Here is a 19977-nt window from a genome sequence, read left to right as displayed (position 1 = left end):
CTAAGCAGTTACTTCTGCCTGAGGAGCACCTGCCAAAATATCGTCATTCGCATACTCGGCATACTTCTGGAAGTTATTTACGAATTTAGAAGCCAGGTTTGCAGCCTTGGTGTCATACTCTTCCTTGTTCTTCCAGGTATTGCGCGGGTTCAGAATTTCTTCCGGAACATTCGGGCAGGAGTTCGGCATCTCTACACCAAAGATTGGGTGCTTGGTATAAGATACGTTTTCCAACTCTCCTTTAAGTGCGGCTGTGATCATGGCACGGGTATAAGGCAGTTTCATGCGGTGCCCTACACCGTATGGGCCACCTGTCCATCCAGTATTTACCAGCCACACGTTTACGTTGTTTTCCTCCATCTTCTTTCCTAGCATCTCGGCGTACTGAGTTGGGTGAAGAGGTAGGAAAGCCGCTCCGAAGCAAGCCGAGAACGTTGTCTGAGGTTCTGTAATACCTACTTCTGTGCCTGCTACCTTTGCCGTATAACCAGATATAAAGTGGTACATGGCCTGGCTGGCATTGAGTTTGGAGATCGGAGGTAACACGCCAAAGGCATCCGCTGTTAGGAAGAAGATATTTTTGGGGATGTCAGCCCTTGATGGCTCTACTGCGTTATCAATATAGTTGATAGGGTAGGCGGTGCGGGTGTTTTCTGTAACGGATTTATTCGTGTAGTCAACCTGGCGCGTACCTTCTACGAAGCGCGTGTTCTCTACAATAGAGCCAAATTGAATCGCATCCCAAATCTGCGGCTCCTTCTCGCGGGTGAGGTCTATCACCTTGGCGTAGCAACCTCCTTCAAAGTTAAACACACTGTCTTCTGTCCAGCCATGCTCGTCGTCACCAATCAAGCCGCGGTCAGGATCGGCCGAAAGTGTTGTTTTGCCGGTTCCGGATAAGCCGAAGAAGATAGCCGTATCACCATCCGCGCCCACATTGGCGGAGCAGTGCATAGAAAGCGTGTTCTTCTCGTGTGGCAAAATGTAGTTCAATACGCCAAAAATACCTTTCTTCATTTCGCCGGCATAGCCTGTGCCGCCAATCAGGATCATGTTCTTAGTGAAGTTGATAATGGCGAAGTTAGCCTGACGTGTTCCGTCTACTTCAGGATCTGCCTCAAACTCAGGTGCACAGATGATGGTAAACTCAGGGTTATGGTTTTTAACTTCTTCTGCAGAAAGACGCAGGAACATGTTGTTGCAGAACAGGTTGTGCCAAGCCTGTGTGTTGATGACACGAAGGTTCAGGCGGTAGTCCGGATGGGCACCTGCGTAGGCGTCGCGCACGTAAAGCTTCTTGTCACTTAAAAAGTTGACCATCTTCTCATGCAGTTTGTCGAACTTATCAGGGTCAAAAGCGATATTGATATCACCCCACCAAACAGAGTTCTCTGTTTTCGCATCCTTTACGATAAAGCGGTCTTTCGGAGAGCGCCCTGTAAATTTGCCGGTGTCGCACATCAATGCTCCTGAATCAGTAAGCAGGCCCTCACCGTTTTTCAAGGCTTCTTCTACCAGCTCGGCAGGGCTAAGATTCCATAGCACCTCTTTTGCCGCTGTAATGCCTATGCTTTCCAGGCCTACTGTATTTGATTTATTTCCAGATTGTTTCATTAATGATTTAGGTTGAATAGTGTTGAGGATGTAACGAAATTTTGATACAAAAATAGAGAAATTTGGATATTCTTAGCGTATGTAAGGCATAAATAGTAGTTGATTACTCACTTTTTTTGGCTTCACTGTTCGTGTAGCTTTTTTTTTACGTGTTCTGCTTTGCCTTAGTTCTTATTATCGGCGCATATTAACACATAAAATATATATAGGGATTTATACCCTTCGCTGCCGTACTTATCTCTCCTTTGTGCAACTTGGCAATTGCCTGATACGCGTTTAGTTGGCGCCTAAGAATGAAGTTGCACCGGATTGTAAGTGCTGTGTCATAACTTGACTTAAACCCTGTATAGGTGTCTACAGCGGGAAATGAAATTTGTTTTAATGGTTCAGGGAATGTATTTTTAGTTTTGAGTGCTCAATAAATTCTTAGCAACTAATCACATTTATGTCAACACATCAGAATATCTCTGGAGGCCGGGCCCCCAGTTTTGTAGATTCGCAAGGCACTTTTTTTGGACAGCCAAAGGGCCTGATGATTCTGTTCTTCACTGAAATGTGGGAACGCTTCAGTTACTATGGCATGCGGGGTATTCTCGTACTCTTCCTGGTATCAACCACCAACGGCGGTTACGGCTGGTCGAACGTGGAGGCGCTGGAACTGTACGGCACCTATACGGCGCTCGTTTACCTTATGTCCATTCCTGGAGGTATTCTGGCAGATAAATTCTTAGGACAGAAAAAGGCCGTTATCATTGGTGGCTTTACACTCGTAGCTGGCCACTTGCTGATGGCATACCCGCCAGAGTGGGCTTTCTATACCGCACTCTGCCTTATTGTGGCAGGTACCGGTTTGCTGAAGCCAAACATTTCTACCATGGTTGGCGGTCTTTACAACGAGGGCGACAGTCGCCGCGATTCAGGCTTTACCATCTTTTATATGGGTATCAACCTGGGTGCCCTGTTGGCTTCGCTTATCGTGGGCTATGTGGGCGAAGCGTACGGCTGGCATTACGGGTTCAGCCTGGCAGGCTTTGGTATGATGCTCGGACAAGCCGTGTTTATCTGGGGCCGCAAATACCTGAAAGGCGTGGGTAACCTGGTGAAGAATGAAAAGGATGTTGATAGAATATTTACCAAAGAGGAGTCTTCCAGTGTTTCTTCAGGCTTCCTTGGCTTTAACAAAAATGAGTGGGACCGTATTATCGTTATCCTGATCTCCTTTATCATCGTGCTTGTGTTCTGGGCTTCTTTCGAGCAGGCAGGCGGTCTAATGAACCTCTACGCGCTGCAGTACACAGATCGCTTTGTGTTTGGATGGGAAGTTCCTACAGCATGGCTGCAAGGCTTGAACGCTTTCTTTATACTTACCTTTGGTGGTGTTGTGGCTGCTATTTGGATGGCCCTAGCTAGAAAAGGTAAAAATCCTCCTTCTATTTTCAAAATGGGTTTAGGTACTGCTGTGCTGGGTATAGGCTTTATTTTTATGGTGTTCGCCTCGCTACAGCGTAACTCATCAGCCGATGGCTTGTCATCGCTGCACTGGCTGGTGTTTGCTTACCTGTTCCATACTTTAGGCGAGCTTGCCTTGTCTCCTGTTTCCCTGTCATTCATCACCAAAGTGGCTCCGAAGCGAATCGTGGCTTCTATGATGGGCTTATACTTCGCTGTGACAGGCGCAGGTAACTACGTAGCCGCCTGGATCGGAATTTGGGCACAGCGCCTGGGTGAGCTGGAGATCTTTGCCTATATCGCAGGGTTTACCATTGTTCTCGGTATTTTACTGATGGTGCTGACCAAGCGCATCAATAAGTTAACCCACGGCAGGGAAGACAATCATAAGGACGAGGAGCAGGCCCAGACCGGCCAGTTGCTACAGGCAGAAGCTAGCTAATCTCAATTTTAACTAAACAAAAGGGGCTATCAGATCGCAGTATCTGGTAGCCCTTCTTTTTTTGCCTTTTTTGATTTCATGCAGGCTGCTCCATTGATTAATGTTGTGCAGCATTGTTGTAGTATTTATTGTGAAACGGTCACTCAAAACTTGCCCTTGATGTGGCGAAGTATAACTTAAGTTATATATCCATGGCACTATGAGATGAATATGCTTTATTTTGTTATATTTCTTGTGTAGGTGGCTAGCGTGATATACTTTAGCATTATCTTCTGATGAAGGAGACAATAACTTTTAGCCAAAATACATTTATTTCATGTTTACCATTAACTGCGGGCGATTTCTAGCGTCCTTTGGGGTACTTTGCTGTGCCCTCACTTCCTGTGATACCATCACTGAAATCAGCCCAAAAGAAACAGAAACCGCGCAGACGCATGTGCTTTATACAATTCCGGAAGGAGCGCATTACTGCGATAAGAACACGTACAAAGAAGTACGGACCAACTACATTAAGTTTGAAGTAATTTTCGATAGTTCGGCTGTGTACACTACGGCGTTGGCTGGCAATCAAGGCGATATCAATAAGCTTTTTGGTTTGTCTGACTGTAACAGCAGCCACCACACCAACAGCGCACGCTTTGGATGGCGCTGGTACAAAAACCAGCTCGAACTGCTGGCTTATACTTACCTAAACAAAAAGTGGGAGTACAGGTTGCTTGGAGCTGTGCCTATCGGTAAAGCAGTAGCCTGCGAAATAAAGGCAGAGGGCCAGCAGTATACGTTCAGCATGGATGGCAAAACGGTATCTATGCCAAGGGCTTGTGACGGTGATATGGTGGGCTACCAGTTGTATCCATACTTCGGTGGTGACGAAACAGCGCCCCACGCTATAACTATCAAGATAAAGGAGCAGCAGTAGAAGCTTAAAATGCGACAGGCCTTGCTCTTGCTGCTTTGGTTAACTTAGTTTCCAGGTATAGAGAAGCCTTACACGGAAGTAAGGCCCAACTTGTCTGGTATGTTGCAGCAGCTTCTTGAGCGATAAAAGGAAAAGCCCCGGCACCATTGTGGTGCCGGGGCTTTTATAGGTTAAGTGCGGTTGGCTGATTACATCATGCCGCCCATACCACCCATGCCACCTGGCATAGCTGGAGCACCTTTTTCTTCTTCAGGATCTTCTGAAACCACACACTCGGTAGTCAGCAACAGACCTGCGATAGAGGCAGCGTTCTCTAGGGCAAGACGCGTTACCTTAGTAGGGTCAATAATACCGGCTGCAAACATGTTCTCATACTTGTCGTCACGAGCATTGTAACCATAGTCAGTCTTGCCTTCTCGCACGGCCTGAACTACTACAGAGCCTTCGCCGCCAGCGTTAGAAACGATGGTTCTTAGCGGTGCCTCCAGGGCTGTGCGGATGATTTGCACACCAGTCTTTTCGTCAGCATTGTACAGGTCAAGGTTTTCCAATGCCTCAATTGCACGGATCAGGGCAACACCACCACCGGCTACGATACCTTCCTCAACGGCAGCACGTGTCGCATGCAAAGCATCATCTACGCGGTCTTTCTTCTCTTTCATCTCCACTTCCGTAGAAGCACCGATGTAAAGGATGGCAACACCACCAGAAAGCTTTGCTAAGCGCTCCTGCAGCTTCTCCTTGTCATAGTCAGATGTAGTAGTCTCCATCTGAGCTTTGATCTGGTTGATGCGGGCAACGATATCATCTTTCGTACCACCACCATTAACGATAGTAGTGTTGTCTTTGTCGATGATCACCTTCTCAGCCTGGCCAAGGTATTCCAGCGTAGCGTTCTCCAGCTTGTAACCTCTTTCTTCAGAGATAACAGTACCGCCTGTAAGTATGGCGATGTCTTCCAGCATAGCTTTTCTTCTGTCGCCGAAGCCCGGAGCCTTCACGGCAGCGATTTTTAAAGAACCACGCAGCTTGTTCACTACCAGTGTAGCAAGCGCCTCGCCATCCACGTCCTCTGACACGATCACTAAGCCCTTACCAGTCTGAACAACTTGCTCCAATACTGGAAGCAGTTCTTTCATGGTAGAAACTTTCTTGTCGTAAATCAGGATGTATGGGTTGTCGAAGTCAGCTTCCATTTTCTCCGCGTTCGTCACGAAGTATGGAGAAAGGTAACCGCGGTCGAACTGCATACCTTCCACTGTCTTCACTTCAGTTTCAGTGCCTTTTGCCTCTTCTACCGTGATAACGCCGTCCTTGCCAACTTTATCCATCGCATCGGCAATCATTTTACCGATTTCAGCGTCGTTGTTGGCAGAGATCGTACCTACCTGGGAGATCTCGGAAGAGTTCTCAATTTTCTTAGACTGCTTGCGCAGGTTCTCCACAACGGCGTGTACCGCCTTGTCGATACCACGCTTCAGGTCCATTGGGTTGGCACCAGCGGCTACGTTCTTGATACCAGCTGTGTATATTGCCTGGGCAAGTACAGTGGCCGTAGTAGTACCGTCACCGGCCTGGTCAGCTGTTTTAGAGGCAACCTCTTTTACCAGTTGCGCGCCCATGTTCTCGATAGGGTCGCTAAGCTCGATTTCTCTGGCAACAGAAACACCGTCTTTTGTGATGGTTGGAGCACCGAATTTTTTGTCGATGATTACGTTGCGGCCTTTAGGGCCTAAAGTTACTTTAACGGCATTCGCCAGTTTGTCAACGCCACTCTTTATTTTTGAGCGCGCGTCTGTATCAAATGTGATGTTCTTAGCCATAGTTTATGATTTTCAGATTAGGTTAAACTGATCAGTTTTAAATTAAAGAATTGCCAGGATGTCCGACTCGCGCATGATCAGGTAATCGTTACCGTCCACGGAGATTTCAGTACCGGCATACTTGCCATACAACACAGCATCGCCCACGTTCACTTGCGGCTTCATTAGCGCACCTTGCTCAGATACCTTGCCTTCGCCAACGGCTACAACCTCACCACGCTGTGGTTTTTCCTTCGCAGTGTCAGGGATGATAATACCAGATTTGGTTTTTTCTTCTGCTGCAGCAGGAGCTATAATTACTCTGTCTGCTAATGGTTTGATGTTGATTGACATAGTTTATGATTATTAATTATGTTGTTATGTTCTGTAATCCATAGGTGTCTTATCATTTCCTGTGCCAAGTGTCTAAAGCAGCCTGAATAAGCCAAATTTTCAGTTTATGGCACTTTCTGCGCTGTCAGTCATGACAAATTCTGTCAGGTTCGGGAACTTTTTCTCGCTAAACTGTCAGGCTTTGGAACAAGAAATAAACAAAAAAGCCGACCCAATGGATCGGCTTCGTATAGTTCGGTATCTCTTGATTAGTCGTTGGCAGTGTCAATCATTGCAGGAATTTCGGCTGCACTAGGAATAACCGCAGTGCTGTCTACAACGCCTGGCAAAGCTCCTGCCGGAGCCGCTGGCAACTGTGACTGACGTGCGCGTTCCTCGTTTACACTGCGCATGGTGTCTGTTCCAGCGTCACGCACCATGTGCGTTCCAAGTGTAAGCACTACCAAGGCGATGGCAAAACCCCACGTGAGTTTCTCCAGCAAGTCTCCAGTGCGTTTTACGCCCATTAGCTGGCTTGTGCTACCGCCAAACTGGCTGGAGAGTCCGCCTCCTTTTGGATTTTGCGCAAGTACCACCAGTACAAGCAGCACACAAATAAAGATAATGATACTAATAAGGGCGATATACATGTTAACTTAGGTTTTGTAATTTTTCGATCTGTTCGGCAAAGTAACTCTTTTTTTCCGGATTTTTCAAAATGAGCTGCTCATATATTTTGATGGCTTTTTTTGTCTTTCCCTGCTGCACAAAGATATTGGCAAGGCTTTCTGAGGCTAGGCCGCGTTTAATCTTTGAGCTTTTCAATGAAAGGTCTTCCTGCGGTTCAGGCTTCATCTTAATGTTTTGCATAGCCTTGAGCCGTGGATTCAGCTTCAGGAAATGATCGATCAGATCAATCTGAGCGTGCAAAGTGGGTTGCGCCTGTGTTTCCTGTTTTAGAATCTCATGCGTCTTGCTATACTCCAGGATCAGTTCTGGATGGAAGCCCTGCGGCCTCGCTCTTGTAACTTCCTCTGTTTCCTTCAATTGAAGTGCTTCGCCCATCCGGCTGGAGGCCATCCAGTACCCTAGCACGTCCTGAGCATACATCTGCTCAATCTCATCAAAAACATACTTTACTTCAGCCTCTGCCGGGGCACTGGCAATCACAGCATGTGCAGTAGGCCCTTCGTTTTCTATCGCAGTTTCAGCGGTAGAGGAAGCTGTAAAACTATCTTCTGAAGTATAATCCGCCTGAAGAGCCTCTTCAGGCGCTTCCAGTTCAGAACCAGTAATTTCTTCTATGCTTGATGGTGCTTCTGCCTCTGATGCCGTATTCGCATAGAATGCGTGGAGTTTGTCTGACACAGTACCATTTTCATGCTCCGGCGCAATCTCTGAATCTACATCAGGCTTTTGGGTGAGCAAATCGGTAAAGGAGGGACTCAGGCTTTTGATGGTGAGGAGCAGGGCAAGCTCTGAATCGAGCTTTTCCATGGGCTGCTCCAGGAAGTTTAAGTCTGTAGGCAGGTCCATGTTGGCTTCCGGCACATCTGCCTGCACCTCCTCCTGGCGCGACTCCGTTTCTATACTTGCCTCTGGCTGTGAAGGCTCCGGCGTCTCCACCTGCTCCAGCTGATCATGCGGCAGGTAGTGTTGTGCCAATTCCTGTGGCTCTTCCGCCATGTCACTTGAAAACTCTTCAGCGTATTCCTCATGAGCTACTATAGAGGTTTCGTCGTCAGGCGTTATAAAAGACACTTCTTCAAGAGCGTTAACTATAACTACTTCCTCTTTCACTGGAAGTAGAGTAGCGGCTTGAACCTCTGGCTCTGGAGCAACGGCGACAGTTTGAACTTCTACGGCTGTCTCATCGAAAACCGGGGCTGCCGTCGGAGAAGTATAAATAATACGTTTGAGCAACTGCCGGTTGGTGGCGTAGGCCGAGGCACGGCGCATACGCTGCGTAGAGAGCATGCTGCCTTTGTCGTAAGCTGATTTAGCGAGTAATAAGTGGGCGGTTTGGCAATAGGGGAAAGTGGTAGCCACCTTTTCCAGCTCTTCCGTTTGCTGGTCCGAGATGTTGGCTACCTGCTGTATTAGTTGTAGAAAAGCGGATTTGTTCATGCGTGCCTGTCGTTTAAATAGAATCGGCTTACCAATCTGCCACCGTTTTATTGAAAATATCTACCACCAGCTGCTCCGAAAGCTGCTCAATTTGTGCTGTGCTCAACTGCGTAATCTCCACGTTCTGCGGGAAATCCTGCGAGATGGTGAATGTTTGGTCAAAGTCTTTTTCCGGCTGCTTCACGTTCACAAACCGAACCTGCACGCCCAATGTCAGGCGGTTCAGGGAAGCTAGGTCCTGCTGGCCCTCGCGCTGTATCGCGGCCGGCGAGTAAGTAAAGCTAACAATACGGCCTTCCAATTGCAAGTCGCCCTCATCCTGTACTACCGCCAGGTTGGTGTTACGTCGGTAGTAATCGATCATGTTGTTCGTTACCACCTGCGTCAGGTTCGATGGGCCTTCGCCCGTGCTGTTCTCGATGGTCTGAATGGATATTGTTTTGATATCCGGCGAGATGGTAGTGCCGGTAAAGGAGTAGATGCCACAGCTGCTGCAAACAAGCAGCAACAGCAGCGGTAAAGTATGGCCTAACAGGCGACGAAAATTATTCTTCAATGTCATACTGCTTTAATTTGCGGTACAGAGTACGCTCCGAAATCCCCAGGTCCTGGGCAGCATACTTGCGCTTGTTATTGTGCTTTTTCAGCGCCTTTAAAATAAGCTCTTTTTCCTTATCCTCTAAAGATAAACTTTCTTCCTCTGTTTCATGCGCAATGTCCTCCACTTTCTGGTCCTCATACTCGGGCTCATTAGCATGGGCATGTTTAATAGGAAGGTAGTAAGGCTCTTTCTGTGTTTGCTCCTGTGGCTGGTAGCCACGGCCATTGTATGCGGCGGCAGGCTTTGTTTCAATGTTCTCGAACAGGTGGCCGTGTTCCCGAAGCAGGTCTTCATCATCGGGTTGGTGCGTGATCATCTCAAACACCAGCTTCTTCAGATCCGACATATCGCGGCGCATGTCAAACAGCACCTTGTAGAGCAGGTCGCGCTCTGAAAACTGTCCATCTGCGCCCTGCTCTTTCGCGATGATACTTGGCAGGAGGGAGCCCTGGTTGTTGGGCAGGTAGCGCTGCAGTGTTTCGGCACTAACCTCTCGCTCGTACTCCAGCACCGAAATCTGCTCCACAATATTTTTCAACTGTCGGATGTTGCCGGGCCAGCGGAAAGCCTGTAGTTTCTGAATGGCATCAGGTGTCAGCACAATGGGCTGCACTTTATACTTGTCAGAGAAATCGGCTGCGAACTTGCGGAATAACAGGTAGATATCATCGCCGCGTTCACGTAAAGGTGGAACTGTGAGCGGCACCGTGTTCAGGCGATAATAGAGGTCTTCCCGAAACTTACCTTTCTCCACGGCATTAATCAGGTTAACGTTGGTGGCAGCCACCACGCGCACATCCGTCTTCTGCACCTTAGAGGAACCTACCTTGATAAACTCACCGTTTTCCAGCACGCGCAACAGGCGTGCCTGAGTGCCGAGCGGCATCTCACCGATTTCATCAAGGAAAATCGTGCCGCCATCCGTTACCTCAAAATAACCCTTGCGGGCATCCTGTGCGCCAGTGAAGGAGCCCTTTTCGTGCCCGAACAGCTCTGAGTCAATGGTTCCTTCGGGAATGGCGCCACAGTTGATGGCAATAAACTGCCCGTGCTTGCGAGGGCTCAGCTGGTGGATGATCTTAGAGAAGGACTCCTTGCCACTGCCGCTCTCGCCCGTAATCATCACGGTCATATCGGTTGGGGCCACCTGCACCGCCACCTGTATGGCGTAGTTGAGCAGGGGCGAGTTGCCGATGATGCCGAAGCGCTGTTTTATACTTTGAATATCGATATTGCGCATTAGTTGAATTTGCAGATCAGGAAATGTAGAGATTTGAAGATGCCTTCTAATTCAGCTTAAGCATCTTCAAATTTCCAAACAAATTTAATCTATCGCTTCGCCGAAGAGGGTGCCTACACTGCAGTCGTGCACGAATACATTCACGTAGTCGCCTTTTTTGTAGTGTTTTTTGTCGAAGATGACCACTTTGTTCTGATCGTTGCGGCCGCTCAGTTGCTCATCAGATTTTTTAGAGAAATTCTCTACCAGCACGCGGTGTACTTTGCCTACGTCGCGCTTATTGCGGGCAAGCGATGTTTCGCGCTGTTTCGTGATAATCTCGTCCAGGCGGCGTTTCTTTACCTCCAGCGGAATATCATCTTCATACTTCCGTGCCGCCAGTGTACCCGGTCGCTCGGAATAGAAGAACATATAGGAGTAGTCGTACTGTACATAATCCATCAGCGACAGCGTATCCTGGTGCTCCTCCTCGGTTTCGGTGCAGAAACCCGCAATCATATCCGAAGAAATACCACAGTCCTCTCCAAGTATAGTTCGGATGGCATCTACGCGGTTCATGTACCAGGCGCGGTCGTAGGTGCGGTTCATGAGTTCCAGCACACGGGAGTTACCGCTTTGTGCCGGTAGGTGGATGTACTTGCAGATGTTGTCGTACTTCTTGATGGTATGCAGCACTTCATCTGTGATGTCTTTCGGGTGTGAAGTGGAGAAACGCACACGCAGGTTCGGATCAACCAGGGCCACTTTCTCCAGCAGTTGGGCAAAATTTACGTGCTCTGCGCCATCCTCGGAAGTCCATTTATACGAGTCTACGTTCTGGCCAAGCAGCGTCACTTCTTTGTAGCCTTGCGCTACCAGTGTTTCTGCCTCCCGCACGATGGAATGCGCGTCGCGGCTGCGCTCGCGGCCTCGGGTAAACGGCACCACGCAGAAGGAGCACATATTGTCGCAGCCGCGCATGATAGAAATAAAAGCACTTACGCCGTTGCTGTTCAGGCGAATTGGGCTGATATCGGCGTAAGTTTCGTCACGGGAGAGGAGCACATTCACTGCTTTCTGCCCGCCATCCACTTCACTGATCAGGTTGGGCAGGTCGCGGTACGCATCAGGGCCCACTACAAGGTCCACAATTTTTTCTTCTTCCAGCAGTGATTTCTTCAGTCGCTCAGCCATACAACCCAGCACCCCGATCATCATAGCCGGTTTTTTCTTTTTGTGATAGTTGATCTGGGCCAGTCGGTTGCGCACCGTCTGCTCGGCCTTTTCACGGATGGAGCAGGTGTTCAGGAAAACCAAATCCGCCTGCTCAATCTCTGAAGTGGTATCGAAGCCTTGCTCATGCATGATGGACGAAACGATCTCGCTATCTGAGAAATTCATGGCGCAACCATAGCTCTCAATGTACAGTTTGCGTGATTTTCCGGTATTTGTCTCCTGTGTTACGTGCGTGTCGCAGGCGGCCGCTTGCTCGGGTGTGCGGTTATCTATGAAATTTAAATCTAGTATTGGCTCCATGTTACTATCTATTACAGCTGCAAATATACTATAATGTTCTCAAAAGTGTGACAGAATGGCAGCTTTAATCAATGATGAATTAAGAATTATGAATGACGAAATAGAGCAAGTACAACAAGCGCTACAACCAGCACCTCCATACTATCACACATAATTTCCAGCGCCAAGCACCTTCAGGATTGCCTGCGCCTTCAGCAGGCACTCTTCGTACTCGCGCTCCGGGTCAGAGTCGTAGGTGATGGCGCTGCCGACCATGAAGCTAAGGTAGCCGTTGCTGGCATTGTACTGCATGCTCCTGATCACCACGTTGAAATCGCAGTCGCCGGTATCGGTAATATAGCCGAAAGCGCCCGAGTACAGCCCGCGTTTAGTGTCTTCCAACGCCTCAATTAACTGCAGGGCGCTTATTTTGGGCGCACCGGTCATGCTTCCCATAGGGAAAGTGCCGATCAGCGCATCCACCAGGTTTTTTTCTGGCTTCAGTTCTCCAACCACTGTGGATATCATCTGCGACACCTGCCGGAAGCCGTAAATGCCGAACATCTCTTCTACCTGCACGGTTCCGGTGGCACAGGAGCGGCTTAGGTCGTTGCGCACTAAATCCACGATCATCATGTTCTCGGCTAGTTCTTTTTCGTCATGCCGCAGCTGCTGCTGCAGTTGTTCGTCTTCTGCTGGCGTTTGGCCACGTTGGATGGTGCCTTTGATGGGCTGAGAAATGAGCTTTTGCCCTTCCTTTTTCAGAAAGCGCTCCGGTGAAGCGCACAGCAGGTACTTGTCCTGCAACTTAAGGTAGCCGGAGAAAGGAGTGGGCGAGGCCTCATTTAAGGCTAGGTACAAAGCCAGCGGCTGCACCTGTACCTGCTCGGCATAGAATTCCATGCAGTAGTTTAACTCATACACATCACCCTCCAGTATGTGCTGCCTGATCTGTTCTACCTGTTCTTTATACTTGTTTTTTGACACACGCTGCTTTATCTCCAGCCCGACAGGGGCGGCAGGAACGGGAGGCAAAGAAGAGAGTATGGCTGCAAGCACAGCTTCTTCATTATCCGCTGAAGTGTAAATAGTTATACTTTTTGTGTTGAAGTATACGTACACCTGTGGCATAAAGAATGTCAACAGAGGGAATCCTAGATGATCCGTATTGTTGCTATGCAGTTTTTCTATTTGGTTCTTCAGGTCATAAGTTAAATAGCCGCAGAGAAGCGGGTGCTGCTGCAATTCGTGACGCAGGCTTTCAAAAGCTGCACCCTGCTCCAGTTCTAACACCTCTCCGGCTGAAACAGCCAGTAAGTGCATAAAACCCTGGTGCGGGTATGGGATGTTATTGGAGTTGTAGTAGGCAACCAGTGGAAAAGCATCCGCCCAGGCCAATGCCTTCAGCCGGAGCTCCTCCAAACTTACGGGAAGATCAGCCGCAAATATTTCCGTCTTGCACATCATAAATCACATAGCCGACAGCGCCAGCTTTGCCTTGGCGTCGATACTATTTTTATACGCGTGGTTTTTAAAGCTCAAGGCTTGCTGAAAGTGCGCCTTTGCCTGCTGCGGCTGTTTTAGTTGCTGGTAAATGTACCCCAGTTGCAGCGCCGCATTGGGTGCAAAGTATAAATCTGTCCCTTTGCAAAGGGAAATCGTTTTCTCGTAGTTAGTAATTGCCTGCTGCAGCAACTCCTGCCCGTGGTAAATGCGCGCCTTTCGGTAGTAATACTCCGCCTGTATGACGGGGGGGCTAGTGCCGTTCAACTTTGATTCTTGCAGTTCCTGTAGTGCCTGGTCGTAATAGCCGCCGTCTGAGTGCAGCCGTGCCTGCATGAGGGGCTTTACAAGCGGCTCCCTGTTTACGGCAAAGCGGTCGGCATACTTGTCTTCCTCTGCCTCCGCGATCCCTACTTGTTGAATCTGCTGCAGGTACCAGGCCGCCTGCGGGAGATGGTTATCCAGGGCGTAAGCTAAGTATAACTTGAAATGGGCGGATTTTAGGTAATGGCGCCCCTGGTGCTGGGCCAGAAACAAACGGTTTTCCTGCACCGATTTCTCGTATAACCCTTTATACAAGTATAAATCTGCGGCCATGTGATGGAGGTAGGGGAACGAAAGATAACCTGGCCCAGTGGGTCTGTTCATGTACACCTGTAGCGCTGCCTCTCCCTGCTTGCTTTTCTTGAGCAGATGCATCGCTACAAAGCTTGTTAACAGGTTATCCTTTTGCGCCTTGGCCAAACGGGTGACTTTTTCCAGTGCGTGTGGTTCCTGTTCCTGCTCAGTCATGTGCAGCAGCACCACGTACAGCAATTGTGCTTCCTGCTGAAAAGGATTTTCGGAAGTGGCGGCCAATTTCAGATTTTGCATTCCCTGTTGCACGCTTCCCTTCAATCCAATAATGTTAAGGAACCACTTATACTGGTCCGGCACCGAGCCGATAAGCACCTGCAGCACGCCCAGATTTTTTCTGTTGGGAATGAAGTCTGGGTACTTCTGCACGTTTTGGCGGTACTGCTGATAAGCATTTCTGAATCCCCAGGCTGCAGATAAGCGGTTGCCAAATAACAGCTTACACATTGCTATTTGCATTCCCACTTCAGCTGTAGCGTAAGATGTCCAGGCGCTGTTTTGCGGCATATTTTCCAGCTTTTCCAGGCGCGCCTCCTGCTTTCCAAGCAATGCCGCATATAGCCGCTGGTCCTGCTGCACACAAAGCTCAAAGAAGTCTGGGTAGTTTGCCAGCAGCAAATTTACTGCACTATTGGGCGCCTGCTGCAGCTGCTGCTGAGCCAACGCCCTTACCTGGTGCACTTTCAGCTGGATTACCTGTTGGTATATCTTTTTTTGCTGCTGCGAAAGGGCAGGAGCGGCCATGGCCGGAAGGCTTAGGAGGAAAAGCCCGGTCAGCAAAAAAAAAGGATGGGGTTTAGCCATCCTTTTTACTATTGTATACAAGCGTAGAACGCCCAATGTCAAGGTATTATTAGAATACGCGCTGCTCCACACCAGCCAGAATACGGCCGCAGTGCTCGCAAACGATAACTTTCTTCTGTGCGGCAATGTCAGCCTGGCGCTGAGGCGGAACAGTGTTAAAGCAACCGCCACAAGCATCACGCTTTACCGGAACAACAGCCAGGCCGTTGCGCACGTTCTTGCGGATGCGGCTATAGGCGCTAAGCAAGCGGTCTTCTATGTTGCTGGCCGCTTTTGCGCGGTCCTGCTCCAGGTGCTGCTCTTCTTCCTCGCTTTCGCCAACAATCTGGTTCAGCTCCTTTTTCTTATTTTCAAGATCCTTGCGGCGTTCTTCCAGGCGATTCTTGGTGCCTTCGATCTCGTTCTTCTTCTGGTCGATCTGGTAGTGCGCCTCTTTTATTTTCTTTTCAGAGATCTGGATTTCCAGTTTCTGAAGTTCTATTTCTTTAGTGATAGCGTCGTACTCACGGTTGTTGCGTACGTTTTGCTGCTGGTCTTCGTACTTGCTGATCAGGCTCTCGGAATCCTTGATGGCCTGCTTGCGCTGTGCGATCGACTCGTTCAGGTTGGCAACTTCATCATCAAACTTACGAACCCTCACTTCATAGCCTTCAATTTCGTCTTCCAGATCCTGCACCTCTTCCGGCAGGTCTCCTCTTACGCGTCTAATTTCATCAAGCTGCGAATCGATGCTTTGAAGCTTTGAAAGCGCTTCTAATTTGCTGGCTACAGTACTTTCCATGTATTAAAAAGTGTATCTGACGGGGTTTGTGTTTACTTCTGATATTAAGACTGCAAAATTAGCAAAACTTTTTGAAATAGTGTCATAAAATATCTCCTTTGTAAACACTTCGCTTTCGTAGTGGCCGATGTCTGCGATCATCAGGCGGTTTTCAGCATCGAAGAACTCATGGTACTTCACGTCGCCCGTTACCAGGGCATCAGCCCCCTGCCGGAGGGCATCCTTAATCAGGAAACTGCCAGAGCCGCCACAAACAGCTACTTTTTTAACCTTTCTGCCTCCGATGGAAGTATAGCGGAGGCCCTGCAGCTGCATGCAATCCTTCAGGTAAGCCAAGAACTCCTGCTCAGTCTTTTCCTGTTCCAGTTCACCTATCACGCCAATGCCCACCTCCTGGTTCTGGTTCTCCAGGTTGTAGAGGTAGTGCGCTACTTCCTCATAAGGGTGTGCCTGCTGTAATGCTGCCATAATTTTGCTTTGCAAGGCGGCGGGGAAGATCAGTTCCAGCCGGTTTTCCTCCACCTGCTCCGGCTTGTTTTTCTCGCCAATCGAAGGGTTGGCGCTTTCGGAAGGGGTGAAGCGGCCCGTTCCGGTAACACTGAAGCTGCAGCTGCTGTATTCTCCAATATTTCCCGCTCCGGCTGCATGTAAGGCGGTCAGCACTGCTTCGGTATGGGCGACAGGCACGAAAGTAACAAGCTGCAGCAGCGTGTTTGGCTTATTAATCAGCATCCGTTGCTGCTGCAGACCGAGCTTGTTTGCAATTTTGGTATTCACGCCATTCACAACACTGTCCAGGTTCGTGTGGCTGGCATAGATGGCGATGTTGTGTCGGATGGCTTTGATGATGGTGCGTTCCACGTAGCTGCGCCCTGTCAGTTGCTTCAGTCCTTTGAAGATGACGGGGTGATGGGCGACCACCAGGTTGCAGCCTTTCTCCAGTGCCTCGTCCAGCACGGCCTCCGTGCAATCCAGTGTTACCAGCACGCCAGTTACCTCAGCATTGGCATCACCTGTCTGCAGGCCGGCGTTGTCGTAGCTTTCCTGGTAGCGCAGGGGAGCGAGTTGCTCCAGCAGCGTCGTTACTTCGTGTATTTTTGCCATAGTTTTTTTCTTTCGTCGTGCCGTTCGCAGCGGCACGTTAAAATTAGTTTAACTTTGCTTTCGTTACAAACTATGCAAAAAACGGCACAAATACTCTTCAGGCCCTTTTCGCAGCTCTACGGCGGCATCACGCGCCTGCGCAATTACCTCTACGACCAGCGCCTGCTCGCCTCCACGCGCTTCGGTTTGCCTGTGCTAGCGGTGGGCAACCTGACGGTGGGCGGAACAGGCAAAACGCCGCATGTAGAATACCTGCTGCGCCTGCTACAGCCCTATAAAGTGGCTACCCTTAGCCGCGGCTACAAACGCCAAAGCAAAGGCTTTATACTTGCCGATGCCCAGGCAACTCCCGCAATTATAGGAGACGAGCCTTACCAGTATCATGCTGACTTTAAGGAGGTGGCGGTGGCAGTGTGCGAGCAACGCGTGAAGGGCATTGCTGAACTACAGGCAAGGGTGCCGGAACTGGACGTAATCGTGCTGGATGATGCGATGCAGCACCGTCCGGTACAGCCCTCGCTCAACATCCTGATCTCTGATTTCAACCGACCTTTTTACAAAGACTTTGTGCTGCCGGCGGGACGATTGCGCGAGCCGCGAAGTGGGGCAAAAAGGGCAGACGCGGTGATTGTTAGCAAGTGCCCGCCCATGCTGAACCAGCAGGAGCAGGAGAAAATAAAGCAGCAGGTAGCCAGGTATACTTCGGCTGGCGTTCCTGTTTTCTTCTCGACTTTTGCCTATGGCCAGCCTGTACGCATAGGCAGCAGCAATAATCTTTCAGTTAAAGTTATACTTGTAACGGGCATCGCAAATGACAAGCCGCTGAAGCAGTACCTCACAGCACAGAACATGCAGGTGGTGGAGCACCTGGCTTTCCCCGATCACCATACCTACACCGCAGAAAACCTGCGTTCGCTGCAGCGCCTGCTGCAAAATCCGGCAAATGCAGGTGCTGCTATACTAACTACCCGCAAAGATGCCGTTAAACTGACTGATGCTTCACTGAAAAGCCTAACGGAACAACTGCCTGTTTTCTATGTGCCCATTGAGGTGCAGTTTCTGGCTGATCAGGCTGCTTTTGATGGCTTGGTGCTGGGGCATGTGCAGGATTTCGCTTAACCGCCGGGGCGCGTAATTTCCCGTATTAATTCCTTATTTTTGAAACGTGAAAAGAAGAATATCCGCATTTATACTTGTAACGTTGCTTCTGCTGCTGGCAAAAGAGGCTGCTGTTGCCCAGATCATAGATGACTCCACCAGATTGCTCTACAGCCCCAAAACAACGCTGGAGTTATACGAGCGAAATGTTCTGGAGGGAGACTATACCGAACTCCCTATTGATACCTCGCTGAACAACATGCAGAACGAGCGCTACTGGTTTAACGACACCACTTTTTACCAGCACCTCGGCAATGTAGGCACCGCCGCCACGCCTATGCTCTTCCAGATGCCGGATAAAATAGGAGTCAGGCTGGGCAAGAACATCTTCGACCGCTATGCTTACGATCCACAGCGGATCAACTACTATAACACGCGATCGCCTTACACGCACCTATACTACGTGCAGGGCGGCCGCGGAGAGCAAACCTTTGAGGCACTGCACACCCGGAACATTAACCCACGCTGGAATTTCGGTCTTGCCTATCAGATACTTTCCGCCGATCAGCAGATTGGTCCGGCATCTCAGGATCGGCGAAACAAAGGTTTTTTGGATAACCAGGCCGTAAAGCTCTTTACCCACTACCGCTCCGAGAACGAAAAGTATGACCTGTTCTTCAATTATACTTTCATGAAGGTAGAGCAGATCGAGACAGGCGGCATAAGGCCTGGAGAAGACGATAATGTACAGGCAGATATAGCCGGTTATCAGCAGGAAAATGTAAACCTGACACAGGCAGCCAACGAGGAATCCAGAAATAACCTGCACCTCACGCACATCTACAGAGTAGCAAAGGAGAACCTGAAGGCCTACCATACCTTAGACTATTACCGACAGCGCAACGAGTACTCCGATAACGATATCCCTTCATACTTACTGGACGGCAAATCTTACCTTTATCCCAATTTCTACTACAGTAAAGAGCGCACCGAAGATGCTACAGCGTACAAGGAGCTGGAAAACACGGTAGGAATGACGGGCAACAACAGGCTTTCCTCTTACAAAGCCTACATGAGAGTCAGAAATTCCAGTATTCTCTATAGTGTTTTAGATTCTATTGAGGGGTTGCCTGACACGGTGCGTGCAAAAGGAAATTATTTTCAGACACTAACAAGTGAGAGCAGTTACAACCAGGTTTTTTTAGGAGGCAGTATAAGGCTCTTTTACAAGGAACTGGCCGAACTTACAGGTAATGCGGAGTATCAGTTAGCGGGTGATTATAAAATCAAGGGGATGGCCAGGTTGGGCGGGGCCTACGGTTCCCTGGAGCGGGTGTTGTACACGCCCTCGCTGGTGCAACGCTATATGCTAAGCAATCACTATAAGTGGGACGATGACCGCAGCAACATGGTAATTGATCGCATTGAGGCGGGGATAAACCAAAGGATCGGCAAACGACAGTATTTTAAATTCAATGCCAACTACACCAACATTAAGCGTTGGGTGTTTTTCAATGAGCGAGCCCAGCCTGAGCGTGCAGGGGAAAACCAACGTTTCTGGGGAGGCCTTTTATCGCACAACATTAATTTCGGGCCGGTGCATTTCGAGAACTTTGTTTCGTACACCAACACGGATGAAGCCGACAAAGTAATAATTCCAGAGTGGCTTTGGGATTCGAAAGTATACATAGAAGGCCCCCTCTTCAAGGGAGCGCTTTACACTCAGCTTGGCCTGCACGGCACCATCAACAGCGATTACTATGCCTATGGCTACATGCCGGTGACGCAGCAGTTCTTTGTGCAGAACGATTTTCAGGTGCAGGCTTATCCGGTAGTTGACGTTTTCGTGAATGCTGATATTAAAACCATTAACGTGTTTCTGAAGATGAGTCATATCAATTATGGTCTCACCGAGCCTGTTAACTTTATCACGCCTTACTACCCGGGCATGCGCCGCAGCTTTGTATTTGGGGTGCAGTGGCGCTTTTTTGACTAAGCCATACTTCACGTCTTCAGAAATAAAGTATTTA

At 49.2% G+C, this 19977-nt stretch carries 16 protein-coding genes; 4 read left to right on the top strand and 12 right to left on the bottom strand.

The window, feature by feature from the left end; all coding sequences use genetic code 11:
• Positions 1–1614 carry a phosphoenolpyruvate carboxykinase (ATP) gene (pckA, locus tag A0W33_RS19250; RefSeq protein WP_068839705.1) on the bottom strand — a complete coding sequence of 538 codons (1614 nt, stop codon included), beginning with the start codon at positions 1612–1614 and terminating at the stop codon, positions 1–3.
• A 445-nt stretch (positions 1615–2059) separates the two neighbouring features.
• On the opposite strand from pckA, the gene A0W33_RS19245 reads away from it, so the two are divergent.
• The gene (locus A0W33_RS19245) at positions 2060–3505 is read left to right on the top strand and encodes a peptide MFS transporter (RefSeq protein ID WP_068839704.1); all 1446 of its coding nucleotides are present in this window, start codon (positions 2060–2062) and stop codon (positions 3503–3505) included.
• A 316-nt stretch (positions 3506–3821) separates the two neighbouring features.
• Positions 3822–4424 (top strand): hypothetical protein, encoded by a 603-nt coding sequence (locus A0W33_RS19240; protein ID WP_068839703.1) that lies wholly within the window; start codon positions 3822–3824, stop codon positions 4422–4424.
• A 188-nt stretch (positions 4425–4612) separates the two neighbouring features.
• Here A0W33_RS19240 and groL read toward each other — a convergent pair whose 3' ends face one another.
• The 11 genes from groL to A0W33_RS19185 all read right to left on the bottom strand — a co-directional run bounded on the left by groL (position 4613) and on the right by A0W33_RS19185 (position 16849).
• Positions 4613–6247, bottom strand: a complete 1635-nt coding sequence (gene groL / locus A0W33_RS19235; protein WP_068839702.1) for a chaperonin GroEL — start codon at positions 6245–6247, stop codon at positions 4613–4615.
• 42 nt (positions 6248–6289) lie between these two features.
• Positions 6290–6580: a co-chaperone GroES gene (groES, locus tag A0W33_RS19230; RefSeq protein ID WP_119570421.1), complete on the bottom strand. Its 291-nt coding sequence runs from the start codon at positions 6578–6580 to the stop codon at positions 6290–6292.
• A 248-nt stretch (positions 6581–6828) separates the two neighbouring features.
• Entirely contained in the window at positions 6829–7209 is a 381-nt protein-coding gene (gene secG / locus A0W33_RS19225; protein ID WP_068839701.1) for a preprotein translocase subunit SecG, read from the bottom strand.
• 1 nt (position 7210) lies between these two features.
• A complete protein-coding gene (locus A0W33_RS19220; protein WP_068839700.1) occupies positions 7211–8686 on the bottom strand; it encodes a hypothetical protein in 1476 nt (491 codons plus the stop codon).
• Between the two features lie 28 nt (positions 8687–8714).
• The gene (locus A0W33_RS19215) at positions 8715–9248 is read right to left on the bottom strand and encodes an LptE family protein (protein ID WP_068839699.1); all 534 of its coding nucleotides are present in this window, start codon (positions 9246–9248) and stop codon (positions 8715–8717) included.
• On the bottom strand, positions 9232–10527 hold the full coding sequence (locus tag A0W33_RS19210; protein WP_068839698.1) for a sigma-54 interaction domain-containing protein: 1296 nt from the start codon (positions 10525–10527) through the stop codon (positions 9232–9234). Before A0W33_RS19210 ends, A0W33_RS19215 begins: the two co-directional genes overlap by 17 nt.
• Before the next feature lie 84 nt (positions 10528–10611).
• On the bottom strand, positions 10612–12042 hold the full coding sequence (gene miaB, locus A0W33_RS19205; protein ID WP_068839697.1) for a tRNA (N6-isopentenyl adenosine(37)-C2)-methylthiotransferase MiaB: 1431 nt from the start codon (positions 12040–12042) through the stop codon (positions 10612–10614).
• A 144-nt stretch (positions 12043–12186) separates the two neighbouring features.
• Positions 12187–13488 carry an anthranilate synthase component I family protein gene (locus A0W33_RS19200; protein WP_229802027.1) on the bottom strand — a complete coding sequence of 434 codons (1302 nt, stop codon included), beginning with the start codon at positions 13486–13488 and terminating at the stop codon, positions 12187–12189.
• Between the two features lie 3 nt (positions 13489–13491).
• On the bottom strand, positions 13492–14964 hold the full coding sequence (locus A0W33_RS19195; protein ID WP_068839695.1) for a tetratricopeptide repeat protein: 1473 nt from the start codon (positions 14962–14964) through the stop codon (positions 13492–13494).
• A 49-nt stretch (positions 14965–15013) separates the two neighbouring features.
• Positions 15014–15745: a zinc ribbon domain-containing protein gene (locus A0W33_RS19190; RefSeq protein ID WP_068839694.1), complete on the bottom strand. Its 732-nt coding sequence runs from the start codon at positions 15743–15745 to the stop codon at positions 15014–15016.
• A gap of 3 nt (positions 15746–15748) precedes the next feature.
• The gene (locus A0W33_RS19185; RefSeq protein WP_068839693.1) at positions 15749–16849 is read right to left on the bottom strand and encodes a Nif3-like dinuclear metal center hexameric protein; all 1101 of its coding nucleotides are present in this window, start codon (positions 16847–16849) and stop codon (positions 15749–15751) included.
• A gap of 72 nt (positions 16850–16921) precedes the next feature.
• Here A0W33_RS19185 and lpxK point away from each other — a divergent pair, with 72 nt between their 5' ends.
• Both lpxK and A0W33_RS19175 read left to right on the top strand, forming a co-directional pair.
• Complete coding sequence (gene lpxK / locus A0W33_RS19180) at positions 16922–17968, top strand: tetraacyldisaccharide 4'-kinase (RefSeq protein ID WP_068839692.1); 1047 nt, start codon at positions 16922–16924, stop codon at positions 17966–17968.
• 46 nt (positions 17969–18014) lie between these two features.
• A complete protein-coding gene (locus A0W33_RS19175; RefSeq protein WP_082815310.1) occupies positions 18015–19943 on the top strand; it encodes a putative porin in 1929 nt (642 codons plus the stop codon).
• Positions 19944–19977 lie beyond the last annotated feature (34 nt).

Origin of the sequence: Pontibacter akesuensis, from assembly GCF_001611675.1 — a bacterium.
Lineage (GTDB): Bacteria > Bacteroidota > Bacteroidia > Cytophagales > Hymenobacteraceae > Pontibacter > Pontibacter akesuensis.
Note: the sequence above shows the minus strand (reverse complement) of the source record. Positions and strands in the feature narration are given on the sequence as shown.